This is a genomic window from Streptomyces neyagawaensis (assembly GCF_023516595.1).
Classification (GTDB): Bacteria; Actinomycetota; Actinomycetes; order Streptomycetales; family Streptomycetaceae; genus Streptomyces; species Streptomyces neyagawaensis.
In genome coordinates this window covers 169,960-181,655 of the sequence record NZ_JAMGBG010000041.1, presented here as the reverse complement: position 1 = coordinate 181,655, position 11,696 = coordinate 169,960, and the positions used below count along the sequence as shown (strand labels likewise).

Sequence of the window (11,696 nt, the reverse complement as noted above, 5' to 3'; positions counted from 1 at the left end):
ACTGCGGCAAGAACGAGGAGCTCGACGAGGCCGTCGCGACGTTCGCCGTCACCTACGCCGACCGTACGGAGGCGGACCACGCGGACCTGGTGGCGGCGATACGGGCCGGGCGGATCGAGGCCGAGGCCGGGGTGTGACGAGGGCCGGGGCGAGGGGGCTCGGCGGGCGGTAGCGGGTGTGGTCGGCTGGGGTTGACTTTCGGCTCGGAGGGTCGGTCGGCCCGGGGTTGATTCCCGGTATGGAGGTGCGGCTGGCGCGGGTTGATTCCCGGCGTGAAGGGTGCGGTCGACTCGGGTTGATTTCTCTGGTCGGTTCTCGGCTTGGTCGCGTCGGTGTGGGCTGTTCGGTCTCGTCGTTCCCGGTCGGGCGGGGTGCCTTCGGGTGGGCTCGGTGGCGCTCGGAGTCGTGGCCTAGGCTGGGTCGGGTGACGAGCCCGGAAGCCGATCAGACCCAGTCCGAGCACCCCGCCGAGCCCGTGGAGCCCGCTGGGGGTCCGGGGCGGGGCGAGAGCGCTTCCGCCGAGGGCGCGGAGGCCGCGGAGGGTTCCGCTTCCGCCCAGGGTGCGGGCGCGGCCGAGGGTTCCGCTTCGGCCGGAGGTGCGGCGCCCGGTGACGGCACCGGGGGTGAGCGGCCCGAGGAACGGCTGGAGCGGGCTGTGCGGGCGGCCGAGCAGGCGCTGATCGAGTACGAGATCGCGGTGGAGACCTTCCGGGTCGAGGTGGAGAACTTCTCCCGGTTGCACCACCAGAAGCTCGGACCGATGTACGCCCGGCTCGACGAGCTCGACGCCCAGATCGCCGAGGCCAAGGCCGCACGGACCGGTGACCCCGAGGACATGCGCAAGGCGCAGGAGGCACGGGCGCGGGTCATGCCCATGCCGGGCGTGGAGGAGCTGTTCCACGGCTGGATGGACTCGGAGGGCCTGTTCCCGGAGGCCGCGGCCATGCTCACCGACCAGGCCGTGCGGCCCCCGGAGCGGGTGCGACCCAGCGACGAGGCCCGCCGGCTCTACCGCGAGCTGGTCCGCAAGGCCCACCCCGATCTGGCCCAGGACGACAAGGAGCGCGAGCGGCGCGACGCGTTCATATCGCGGGTCAACGCGGCCTACGGACGGGGTGACGAGACGCTGCTGCGGGAACTGTCGCAGGAGTGGGCCGCGGGTCCCGTGCCGGAGGAGCGCAGGCCCAGCCGCAGCGAGGAGCTCTACGCCCGCCTCGAATGGCTGGCCCAGCGCAAGGAACTGCTCACCCTGGTCGCCCGCGAACTGGAGGAGGGCGCCATCGGCTCCATGCTCCGCATCGCCCCGGACGACCCCGACCGCCTTCTCGACGAGATCGCCGAACAGCTGCTGACGGAGGTCGCCCAGCGGGAGGCGGAACTGGCGGGGCTGCTCGGCGAGGGCGGTCAGGTCGGGCAGGTGGGGCACGGTGACCAGGACGGCGACGAGGGGCATGTCGGCCAAGGCGGTCAGGAGGGCTCCTGAGCTTCAGGGCGGTCAGGAGGGTCCCTGACGGCAGGGTGGTCAGGGTGGCCACGCCGGGGAAGCCGGGCGACGCGAGTAGGTCGCGAGTAGGTGAGGTACGGCGGCGGTGTGGGGGCGTGCGGTCGGGTAGCGTCGTACGCATGCATTTCGGAGCTGGTGTGCCCACGGTCGAGGTCGGGGACCTCAAGGACAACGACTTCCTGCTCGACGTCCGGGAGGACGACGAGTGGCAGGCGGGTCATGCCGAAGGGGCGCTGCACATCCCGATCAGCGAGTTCGTGGCGCGGTACGGCGAGTTGACCGAGGCAGCGCCGCAGGACGGCAGGGTTCATGTGATCTGCCGTTCGGGCGGGCGTTCGGCACAGGTCACCATGTACCTGGTCCAGCAGGGCATCGACGCGGTGAACGTGGACGGCGGGATGCAGGTCTGGGCGGCCGCAGGGCGGCCGGTGGTGGACGACAAGGGTGAGAGCGGGTTCGTTCTCTAGGTTCGGAGAGCTTTCCAGGGTCAGGGGCGCGCGGTTGTTTCGCGCGCCCCTTTTGGTCGGTGTGCACGGCGCTCGGCTCAGTGGGTGGGCGGCGCTCAGCCCAAGGGGTGCGCTGCCAGTAGATCGCCCAGGAACTCCTCGTGGGTCGCTGCCGGGCCGAGGGAGAGTTCGAGGTGCTTGGCCCAGGCGTGGTAGCGGTGCAGGGGGTACTCGACGTCGGCGCCGAAGCCGCCGTGCAGGTGTTGTGCGGTCTGGACGACCCGCCGTACGCCCTCCGAGGCCCAGATCTTCGCCACGGCGACGTCCCCGGCCGGGGGCAGAGCACCTGTCGCTCCGGAACTGATGCGCCAAGCGGCCTGCCACAGGGTGGCCTCCATGGCGCGGAGGTCGATGTACCGGTCGGCGGCCTGGACGGCGACGGCCTGGAACGAGGCGATCGGGTGCCCGAACTGTTCCCGCTTGCCGGCGTATTCACCGGTCATGGTGAGGACCCCCTCCCCCAGCCCGAGGGCCAGCGCACAGGTGCCGATGGTCAACAGTTCGCGGAGCCCTTCCCAGGCGCCGTCCGCGTCGATGACGTCCCGTGCGGGGATCCGGGCGGAGTCCAGCCGCAGCTCGGCGAGCCGCTCACCCGCCGTCGAGATCTGCTCGGCGAGGACCACGCCCTCGTGGACGCGGGGGACGAGGGCGAGCAGGACACGGTCGGTGCCGACCGGTGCCATGGCGGTGTGCTGGGCCTCGGTGAGCCCGGCGCCCCCGGCCACGGCCGTCGCCGGTACGACGATGTAGTCGGCGTTGTATGCCCAGGGCACCGCCGTCTGCACTCCGTCGAGGACCCACGCCCCGTCGGCGTCGCGCTGGGCGGTGACCGCGAGTTCGGCCGGGTCGTGGCCGGTGCGGCCGTGTGCGGCGACGCTCAGGACGACCTCGCCCCGGCCGACCCGGGTGAGCAGGTCGGCCCTCGCTTCCTCGCTGCCGTACGCCTGGACGGTCGCGGCGGCCGCGCTGCTCTCCAGCAGCGGCACCCGGGCCAGGACCTTCGCCGACTCGCGCAGCACCAGGCACAGTGCGATCGCGTCGAGCCCCGAGCCGCCGTAGGAGGGGTCCAGCAGGAGGCTGAGCAGGTCCGCGTCGGCCAGCCGTGTCCACAGGGCCCGGTCGAAGTCGTCGGCCACGGCTCCCGGAACCAGCGAGGGGCTCGGCACCCCGTCCGGTGCGACCCCGGCGAACACCGCCCTCGCCGCCTCGGCCGCCGCCTGCTGCTCCTCGGTGAAGGTGAAGTCCACGGTTCCGCCCTTCCGTGTCGCCGATGACGGGGCGTCAAGATAGAACAGGTTCTAGAAGAAGGGAATGACGTGAGCGACCGGAGAGGGGCCGGCTGTGAGTCGGTGAAGGTCCGGACGGTTCGGCTGCTCACCTCCTGCTGCGTCGGCTGCTGACCTCAACGGTGGAGCACGGCGCCGTAAGGTGTCCGAGGCTGTGGATAACCTCGTGGGTGCCGTCTGATCGGTGTGACGATGTGACTGCTGTGGCCACCGGGACTGTGCCGGATGCACGCGGCTGAGTAAGTTCCGGTGGGGAAACGGACCGGGAGTGGGAATCGGGGAGCGGGGCGGAATGGACGCGTACGACGAGGTCTCGAACGCCCGGCGCGGGCCGGACGAGCCCGAGGGCTCCGCTTCCATAGTCCCGGGCGACGCGACCGCCGACCGTGGCGATGGCGCCGACGCGAATGCGGACGCGAACGCGAACGCCGACACACCTGCTCCCGCTTCCCCACCCGTCCCTGAAACCGGCCCCGCCCCGGAAACCGGCTCCGTCCCGCATACCGACTTCGGCCCGGACGCCGACCCCGCCCCGGATGCCGACCCCGCCCCGGATGCCGACCCTGCCCCGGTTGTCGAGTCCGACCGCATCGGTCGCGCGCCTGTTCCGGCTCGTGCTCCGGCGTGGGCTGCGCGGCAGCGTCCGCAGACCCCGCCCCCTCCGTACAACACCCCGCACGCCTCGCCGCCTTCGGACGACGCCCTCTGCCCGCCGCAGCCGCCCCCCGCCGCGTCCGGCATAGCCGCGCTCTCGCTGCCGTACCAGATCGTCGTGGCGCTCGTGCTGGCTGTCGTGGCCGTGGTGGCCTGTGTGCACGTCGGGATGGTGTTCCTGCATGTGGCGCCCTCGAACACGATGACGAAGCAGCATGGTCAGGCGGTGGACGACTGGGTGTACCCGGAGTTCGAGCAGAACTGGAAGCTGTTCGCGCCGAACCCGTTGCAGCAGAACATCGCCGTGCAGGTCCGGGCGCAGGTCCGCAAGCCGGGCGGCGGTTTCCGTGAGACCGGCTGGTACGACCTCTCCGCGCTCGACGGGGCCGCCATCGACGGCAACCTGATGCCCAGCCACACCGACCAGAACGAGCTGCGTCGCGCCTGGGACTTCTATGTCTCCACGCACGACACCGAGAACCGCGCGACGAGCTCACGCGGTGAGCTGTCCGAGCGCTATCTGCGCCGCATCGTGGTGATGCGCCTCGACCGCGAGCTCGACGGCGAGCGGGCCGGCGGCTCCGGTGGGGTCGTCGAGCGCATACAGGTCCGGTCCCGTACCACCAATGTCCCGGCGCCCGAGTGGAGCGAGGAACAGGTGTCCGACAAGCCCGTCATCCGGGAGCTGTCCTGGTGGTCGGTGACCGACCGCGACCGCACGGAGGCGACCGCCGAATGAGCCCCACGACCCCCGCCGGGCCCGCTGGCAGCACCAACAGCCCCACCAACCCCACTGGCCCTGCCCTCGGGACGCGTCCGGTCGGCGGGCCGCTGGCCCGTCTCACCACGCTCATCGGCTCCGGGATCGCCCGCGTCACCGACAACGCGCTGGGCCCGTACCAGAGCGCGATCGTCCGGATCGGTTTCGCCGGGACCTGGCTGCTGTTCCTGCTGCGCGAGTTCCCGCACCGGCGCGAGCTGTACGGCCCGGACGGGCCGTGGAGCTGGGACCTCGCGCAGGAGTTGATCGCGAGCAACGGCGCGTTCACGACCCTGATGTGGTCGGACGGCATGGTGTGGTTCGAGATCGTCTACGCCCTCGCCGTGCTGTCGAGCCTGATGCTGCTGCTCGGGTGGCGCACCCGAACCGCGAGCGTGCTGTTCATGGTGGGCGTGCTGTCGCTGCAGAACCGCAGCGTGTTCATGGGCGACGGCGGCGACAACGTCATCCACCTCATGGCGATCTATCTGGTGTTCCTCCGCTGCGGCCAGGTCTGGTCCCTGGATGCCCGGCGCGAACGGCGCACGCGCGAGCGCCTGGAGCGGGAAGACCTGGAGCGGGAAGGCATGGAGGGGCTGGAGCGGGATGCTGCGGCGCGGGCGGACCGTGTGGGCCCCCTGCTGTGGTGCGCGCTCGGCTTCGTGTTGCTCGTGGCGACGTTCGGCGGTCTGGTCCCCGGCGGATTCGGGGGCGGCTGGCTGACCATCTTCTGGGGACTGTGGGTGGTGCACGGCGTGTGGTGGGCCGTCCGCCGGATCGAGTCGGACATCCGGCCCCGCGTGCTGCTCGACATCGTCGGCAACCTCGCCCACAACGCCGCCCTCGTCGTGATCATGGCCGAGGCATGTCTGATCTACGCGACGGCCGGCTGGTACAAGATCCAGGGCTCGCGCTGGCAGGACGGCACGGCCGTCTACTACCCGCTGCACCTGGACTACTTCTCGCCCTGGCCCGCGCTCTCCGACCTGATGACGTCGAGCGGCACCATGGTGATGCTGGTGACGTACGGGACGGTCATCGCGCAGGTCGCTTTCCCGTTCACGCTGTTCAACCGGCGCGTCAAGAATGTCCTGCTCGCGGTGATGATGACCGAGCACGCGGCGATCGCGCTCGTCCTCGGGCTGCCGTTCTTCTCGCTCGCGATGATCGCCGCCGACGCCGTGTTCCTGCCGACGTCGTTCCTGAAGCGCCTGGGCGGCTGGGCTTCACGCGCGCGTGACGGTGTGGTGCGTCGGGTGCCGCTCGGGCGCGGCCGCAGTCGACCCGGTCAGTACGACAAGGGGGCGCCACCTCCGGAGAAGGAGACGGCCGAGCAGGCGCACGTAGGCTTCACCGCATGAACGATCCGGTGAGCGCGGTATGAGCGCGCCCCAGGCGGGACCGGTGCACGGGGACGGCGATCCGGTGCGGACCTGGCGCCGTCTCGCCGACACCTCCGTCCTGCTCGACGGCTTCCACGCCCTCAAGCACGCCCTGCGCTTCGGGGCGGAGATCCCGGTGGCGGTCACCGTCGACCGAGTTGCGGTGTTGGCGCTCGCCGACGACCTGGCACCGGACGTGCGGGAGTCGCTGACCGTGCTGCTCGCCGAGGTGCCGGAGGAGACGTACCGCACGCTCGTGCCGCGCCCGCACCCGACGGCTGTCGCCGCCCTGGCCGTGCGCCCCGCGCGCGCGACCCATCTGGCGGCGCTCGCGCACACCCCGCGCACCGCGCCCGTCGTCGTGCTCGACAATCCCCGCAATCTGGGCAACGCCGGGGCCGTGATCCGGCTGGCCGCAGGCTTCGGCGCGACCGGGGTGGTCACCACCGGCACGCTGGACCCCTGGCACCCCACCGTCGTGCGCGGCGGGGCCGGGCTGCACTTCGCGACCGCCGTGGAGCGGCTGGAGGTGGCCGACCTGCCGTCGGGCCCGCTCTTCGCCCTCGACCCCGAAGGGGACGACATCCGGGCCCTGAAGCTGCCCGACGACGCGCTGCTCGCCTTCGGCTCCGAGCGCAGTGGGCTCTCCGCCGAACTGCGGGAGCGCGCCGACCATCTGGTGTCCCTGCCGATGCGCCCGCAGGTGTCCAGCTACAACCTGGCGACGAGCGTGGCGATGACGCTCTACCACTGGAGCATGGGCGCGGTCTGAGCACGGGTGCCCTCCAAGCGCGCGTGCCCTGCCTGAGCTCACATGGCCGTCTGACGTGGACCGTCCGAGCACACGTGGCCCGGCGCCTCCCCTGAGGGACGCCGGGCCACGTGTCGAACGGGTGTGCGCTATGCCTCGCGGCGGATCTCGACCATCCGGAAGCGGTTCGCGACGAACGCCGCGTCGCACAGCGCCGCGTTGGCCGCCGGGTTGCCTCCGGAGCCGTGGAAGTCGGAGAACGCCGCTGTCTGGTTCACATAGACCCCGCCCGTGAGGTTCAGCGAGAGCTGCGCGCACTCGTCCAGGCAGACCTCCTCGACGGCGCCCGCGACCTCGTCGGACGTGGTGTACGCGCCGACGGTCATCGCGCCCTTGTCGCGGATCGTCCGCCGCAGCAGCTCCACGCCGTCCGCCGCCGAGTCGACGGCCACGGCGAAGGACACCGGCCCGAAGCACTCGCTCATGTACGCGGCCTCGTCGTCGGGCTTGGTGCCGTCGAGCTTCACGATCACCGGCGTACGGACGACGGCGTCCGGGAACTCCGGGTTGACGATCTCGCGGGAGGCGAGGGCGACCTCGCCGAGGCCGGCGGCGGCCTCCAGGCGCGCCTTCACGTCGGGGTTGACGATGGCGCCGAGCAGGGCGTTCGCACGGGCGTCGTCGCCGAGCAGACCGCCGACGGACCTGGCGAGGTCGGTGACGACCTCGTCGTAGGACTTGGCGCCCTCGTCGGTCGTGATGCCGTCGCGGGGGATCAGCAGGTTCTGCGGGGTGGTGCACATCTGGCCGCTGTACAGGGACAGGGAGAAGGCCAGGTTGGAGAGCATGCCCTTGTAGTTGTCCGTGGACTCCACGAGGACCGTGTTGACGCCGGCCTTCTCCGTGTAGACCTGCGCCTGGCGGGCGTTGGCTTCCAGCCAGTCACCGAACGACGTCGAACCCGTGTAGTCGATGATCCGGATCTCGGGGCGCGTGGCGAGGGTCTTGGCGATGCCCTCGCCGGGGCGCTCGGCGGCCAGCGCGACCAGGTTCGGGTCGAAGCCGGTCTCGGCGAGCACCTCGCGGGCCACCTGCACGGTGAGCGCGAGGGGCAGGACCCCGCGCGGGTGGGGCTTCACCAGGACCGCGTTGCCGGTGGCGAGGGAGGCGAACAGGCCCGGGTAGCCGTTCCACGTCGGGAAGGTGTTGCAGCCGATGACCAGCGCGATGCCGCGCGGGACGGCCTTGAACCGCTTGTCCAGCTTGAGCGGGTCGCGCTTGCCCTGGGGCTTGGTCCACTCCGCCTCGTCGGGGGTGCGGACCTGCTCGGCGTACGCGTAGGCGACCGCCTCCAGGCCCCGGTCCTGCGCGTGCGGGCCGCCGGCCTGGAACGCCATCATGAACGCCTGGCCGCTGGTGTGCATGACGGCGTGGGCGAACTCATGGGTGCGGTCACTGATCCGCTTGAGGATCTCCAGGCACACCACCGCGCGCACCTGAGCGCCCGCGTCGCGCCACGCGCGCTGGCCGGCCTTCATGGCGGGCAGCAGCGTGTCGACGTCCGCGTGCGGGTAGGTGACGCCCAGTTCGATGCCGTACGGGGAGGTCTCGCCGCCCACCCAGTCGTCGGTGCCGGGCTGGTCGAGGTCGAGGCGGGTGCCGAGCAGTGCGTCGAAGGCGGCCTTGCCCTCGGCCATGCCCAGGCTGCCGTTCTCGCCGTACGCCTTGGGGTGCTCGGGGTGGGGTGACCAGTACGCGCGGGTGCGGATCGCCTCCAGCGCCTGGTCGAGCGTGGGCCGGTGCTTGGCGATCAGGTCGTGCGCGGACAGTTCGGCGGCCATGCGTGACCAACTCCTCACGTCAGGGACTCTGCGTCGAGACCTGACCTGGGCAGCGACAGGAGGACAGAGTTAGAGTAACCGAACGATCGGTCGGGACAAGGGGGTCCGCCGCATCTGTGGACAACCCCGTGCGGGAGGATCGCGCACATGACAGGACTCGACCTCAGCAGCCCCGTGGCCGTCGTCGGCACCGGCACCATGGGCCAGGGCATCGCCCAGGTCGCGCTGGTCGCCGGCCACCCCGTACGCCTGTACGACGCCATGCCCGGCCGTGCCCAGGAGGCTGCCGAGGCGATCGGCGCCCGGCTCGACCGCCTCGTGGCGAAGGACCGCCTGACCGCCGGCGACCGGGACGCCGCCCGCGCCCGGCTGCACGCCGCGCGGGACCTCGCCGACCTCGCGGACTGCGCCCTCGTCGTCGAGGCCGTCCTGGAGCGCCTCGATGTGAAGCAGGAGTTGTTCCGGGCGCTGGAGGACGTCGTCGACGACGACTGCCTGCTCGCCACCAACACCTCCTCCCTGTCCGTCACGGCCATCGGTGGCGCCCTGCGCAACCCCGGACGCCTCGTCGGCCTGCACTTCTTCAACCCGGCGCCGCTGCTGCCGCTGGTCGAGGTCGTCTCCGGGTTCGCCACGGACGTCACGTCCGCCACGCGCGCGTACGAGACGGCCCGCGCCTGGGGCAAGACGCCGGTCGCCTGTGCCGACACACCCGGCTTCATCGTCAACCGCATCGCACGGCCGTTCTACGCCGAGGCCTTCGCGGTGTACGAGTCGCAGGCCGCCGACCCCGCCACCATCGACGCGGTGCTGCGGGAATGCGGCGGCTTCCGGATGGGCGCCTTCGAGCTGACCGACCTCATCGGGCAGGACGTCAACGAGTCCGTCACCCACTCCGTGTGGCAGGCGTTCTTCCAGGACGTCCGGTTCACGCCCTCGCTGGCCCAGCGGCGGCTCGTCGAGTCCGGCCGGCTCGGCCGCAAGACGGGCCAGGGCTGGTACGACCACGCGGACGGCGCCGAGCGCCCCGAGCCGCACACCGCCGAACCCGCCCGGGCGCCCGCGTACGTCGTCGTCGAGGGCGACCTGGGGCCCGCCTCCGAGCTGCTCGCGCTGATCCGGGAGGCCGGCATCGGTGTGCGCGAGGAGGACGAGGACCACGGCACGCGGCTGGTCCTGCCGAGCGGCGGCCAGCTGGCGCTCGCGGACGGGCAGACCTCCGTGGAGTTCCGCGACGTCGTCTACTTCGACCTGGCGCTCGACTACCGGCGGGCCACCCGGATCGCCCTGTCGGCGTCCCAGGACACCTCGTCGCAGACGCTCACCGAGGCCATCGGGCTCTTCCAGGCGCTCGGCAAGGACGTCAGCGTCATCGGGGACGCCCCCGGCATGATCGTCGCCCGCACGGTGGCCCGGATCGTCGACCTCGCGCACGACGCCGTGGCCAAGGGAGTGGCGACCGAGGAGGACATCGACACCGCGATGCGGCTCGGGGTCAACTACCCGCTCGGTCCCTTCGAATGGGGCCGCAAGCTGGGCCGGAACTGGGCGTACGCACTCCTCGACGACCTGCATCTGCGCGACCCCTCCGGGCGCTACGCGCCGTCCCTCGCGCTGTACCGCCACGCCTACGCCTCCGACAAGCGGGAGGGGACCTCCTCATGACCACCGCCAAGCGCGACACGTACACCCCGGAGACGCTCCTCTCCGTCGCCGTGCAGGTCTTCATCGAGCGGGGTTACGACGGCACGTCCATGGAGCATCTCTCCCGGGCGGCCGGGATCTCCAAGTCGTCGATATACCACCACGTCAGCGGCAAGGAGGAGCTGCTGCGGCGGGCGGTGAGCCGGGCGCTGGACGAGCTGTTCGGGATCCTCGACGAGGAACCCGCGCGCGTGGGGCGTGCCGTTCAGCGGCTGGAGCACGTGGTCCGGCGCATGGTCGAGGTCCTCATCGGCGAGCTGCCGTACGTGACGCTGCTGCTGCGGGTGCGCGGCAACACCGACACCGAGCGCTGGGCGCTGGAGCGGCGCCGCGACTTCGACCACCGGGTCGCCGAGCTGCTGAAGGCCGCGGCCGCCGACGGGGACGTGCGCGGGGATGTGGAGGTGCGGCTGGCGACCCGGCTGGTCTTCGGGATGATCAACTCGATCGTGGAGTGGTACCGGCCGGACGGGCGCGGGATGGGCGAGCGCGAGGTGTCCGAAGCGGTGGCGCAACTGGTCTTCTCGGGGCTGCGCGCCCAGCGCGACTGACCGTCATTCGACCGGATTTCATCACCGTCTGTCGATCGCGCGCCCGATTGTGAGGAGGGCGGGCGCCCGCGCGTGTACGCCTAGGGGTGTGCGCCGATCACCGCTCCGGCTGCCGATCACCCCTCCGGCTCGACGTGCTCCTCCTCGAAGACCAGCAGCGTGCGGGTGCTCAGGACCTCCGGGATGCCCTGGATCTTGGTGAGGACGACCTCGCGCAGGGCTCTGTTGTCCGCCGTGTGCACCAGGAGCAGGACGTCGAAGTCGCCGCCCACCAGGGCGATGTGGGCGGCCCCGGGGAGCTGGCGCAGCTGTTCGCGGACGGTGCGCCAGGAGTTCTGCACGATCTTCAGCGTGATGTAGGCGGACGTGCCCTTTCCGGCGCGTTCGTGGTTCACGCGCGCCCCGAAACCGCGGATCACGCCGTCCTCGATGAGGCGGTTGATACGTGCGTAGGCGTTGGCCCGGGAGACATGGACCCGCTCGGCGACGGACCGTATCGACGCGCGGCCGTCGGCCTGGAGCATGCGCAGGATGTCCTGATCTATGGCGTCCAGCGGCCTGGGGGGCGGCAGGGCCGGGCCGTGCTCCGGCGGCTCGGCCATTTGTTCAGCTGCCATGTGCCCCCACCTCTCTGCCATGGACGTGTTGCGTTCATTTGAGGCTGTGCAGAACCGTTTGTCCACAGCCTTGGGGTGCCTGTAGCCAAAATGCGTCATCGACCGAACAATCGGTAGGTGAGACGTGTCACAACCGTGCC

At 71.3% G+C, this 11,696-nt stretch carries 11 protein-coding genes; 8 read left to right on the top strand and 3 right to left on the bottom strand.

Annotated features, from left to right (window positions below; genetic code table 11):
• From M8J73_RS45510 to M8J73_RS19500, 3 genes are all read left to right on the top strand, one after another.
• Positions 1 to 137: DUF2252 family protein (locus tag M8J73_RS45510; protein WP_249828863.1), on the top strand; the 137-nt coding region annotated here is incomplete at its 5' end.
• A gap of 287 nt (positions 138 to 424) precedes the next feature.
• The gene (locus tag M8J73_RS19505) at positions 425 to 1,483 is read left to right on the top strand and encodes a J domain-containing protein (RefSeq protein ID WP_055538171.1); all 1,059 of its coding nucleotides are present in this window, start codon (positions 425 to 427) and stop codon (positions 1,481 to 1,483) included.
• A gap of 158 nt (positions 1,484 to 1,641) precedes the next feature.
• Positions 1,642 to 1,971: a rhodanese-like domain-containing protein gene (locus tag M8J73_RS19500; RefSeq protein WP_055538172.1), complete on the top strand. Its 330-nt coding sequence runs from the start codon at positions 1,642 to 1,644 to the stop codon at positions 1,969 to 1,971.
• Positions 1,972 to 2,066: 95 nt separating this feature from the next.
• Here the strand turns inward: M8J73_RS19500 and M8J73_RS19495 are convergent, their stop codons facing one another.
• Positions 2,067 to 3,257, bottom strand: coding sequence for an acyl-CoA dehydrogenase family protein (locus tag M8J73_RS19495; protein WP_055538173.1), 1,191 nt, complete (start codon positions 3,255 to 3,257; stop codon positions 2,067 to 2,069).
• Positions 3,258 to 3,588: 331 nt separating this feature from the next.
• Between M8J73_RS19495 and M8J73_RS19490 the strand changes: the two genes are divergently transcribed.
• Genes M8J73_RS19490 through M8J73_RS19480 form a run of 3 tightly spaced genes read left to right on the top strand, consistent with a single transcriptional unit; the run spans position 3,589 to position 6,864 of the window.
• Positions 3,589 to 4,689: a DUF5819 family protein gene (locus M8J73_RS19490; RefSeq protein ID WP_249828858.1), complete on the top strand. Its 1,101-nt coding sequence runs from the start codon at positions 3,589 to 3,591 to the stop codon at positions 4,687 to 4,689.
• The gene (locus M8J73_RS19485) at positions 4,686 to 6,071 is read left to right on the top strand and encodes an HTTM domain-containing protein (RefSeq protein WP_240501727.1); all 1,386 of its coding nucleotides are present in this window, start codon (positions 4,686 to 4,688) and stop codon (positions 6,069 to 6,071) included. The genes M8J73_RS19490 and M8J73_RS19485 overlap by 4 nt, the downstream gene beginning before the upstream one ends.
• A gap of 19 nt (positions 6,072 to 6,090) precedes the next feature.
• Positions 6,091 to 6,864, top strand: coding sequence for a TrmH family RNA methyltransferase (locus tag M8J73_RS19480; RefSeq protein WP_055542539.1), 774 nt, complete (start codon positions 6,091 to 6,093; stop codon positions 6,862 to 6,864).
• Between the two features lie 128 nt (positions 6,865 to 6,992).
• On the opposite strand, the gene paaN is transcribed toward M8J73_RS19480, so the two are convergent.
• On the bottom strand, positions 6,993 to 8,684 hold the full coding sequence (gene paaN / locus M8J73_RS19475; protein ID WP_055542540.1) for a phenylacetic acid degradation protein PaaN: 1,692 nt from the start codon (positions 8,682 to 8,684) through the stop codon (positions 6,993 to 6,995).
• Positions 8,685 to 8,831: 147 nt separating this feature from the next.
• Here paaN and M8J73_RS19470 point away from each other — a divergent pair, with 147 nt between their 5' ends.
• Together M8J73_RS19470 and M8J73_RS19465 are read left to right on the top strand one after the other, a co-directional pair.
• Positions 8,832 to 10,349 carry a 3-hydroxyacyl-CoA dehydrogenase gene (locus M8J73_RS19470; RefSeq protein WP_055542541.1) on the top strand — a complete coding sequence of 506 codons (1,518 nt, stop codon included), beginning with the start codon at positions 8,832 to 8,834 and terminating at the stop codon, positions 10,347 to 10,349.
• Positions 10,346 to 10,939 (top strand): TetR/AcrR family transcriptional regulator, encoded by a 594-nt coding sequence (locus tag M8J73_RS19465; RefSeq protein ID WP_055542542.1) that lies wholly within the window; start codon positions 10,346 to 10,348, stop codon positions 10,937 to 10,939. Before M8J73_RS19470 ends, M8J73_RS19465 begins: the two co-directional genes overlap by 4 nt.
• A gap of 116 nt (positions 10,940 to 11,055) precedes the next feature.
• Here the strand turns inward: M8J73_RS19465 and M8J73_RS19460 are convergent, their stop codons facing one another.
• Positions 11,056 to 11,541 (bottom strand): Lrp/AsnC family transcriptional regulator, encoded by a 486-nt coding sequence (locus M8J73_RS19460; RefSeq protein WP_055542543.1) that lies wholly within the window; start codon positions 11,539 to 11,541, stop codon positions 11,056 to 11,058.
• Positions 11,542 to 11,696: the final 155 nt, after the last annotated feature.

Coding starts and splice junctions, on each gene's coding strand:
- M8J73_RS19480 (WP_055542539.1), top strand. CDS start 6,091: ATGAGCGCGCCCCAGGCGGGACCGGTGCACGGGGACGGCGATCCGGTG.
- M8J73_RS19470 (WP_055542541.1), top strand. CDS start 8,832: ATGACAGGACTCGACCTCAGCAGCCCCGTGGCCGTCGTCGGCACCGGC.
- M8J73_RS19485 (WP_240501727.1), top strand. CDS start 4,686: ATGAGCCCCACGACCCCCGCCGGGCCCGCTGGCAGCACCAACAGCCCC.
- M8J73_RS19460 (WP_055542543.1), bottom strand. CDS start 11,541: ATGGCCGAGCCGCCGGAGCACGGCCCGGCCCTGCCGCCCCCCAGGCCG.
- M8J73_RS19465 (WP_055542542.1), top strand. CDS start 10,346: ATGACCACCGCCAAGCGCGACACGTACACCCCGGAGACGCTCCTCTCC.
- paaN (WP_055542540.1), bottom strand. CDS start 8,684: ATGGCCGCCGAACTGTCCGCGCACGACCTGATCGCCAAGCACCGGCCC.
- M8J73_RS19490 (WP_249828858.1), top strand. CDS start 3,589: ATGGACGCGTACGACGAGGTCTCGAACGCCCGGCGCGGGCCGGACGAG.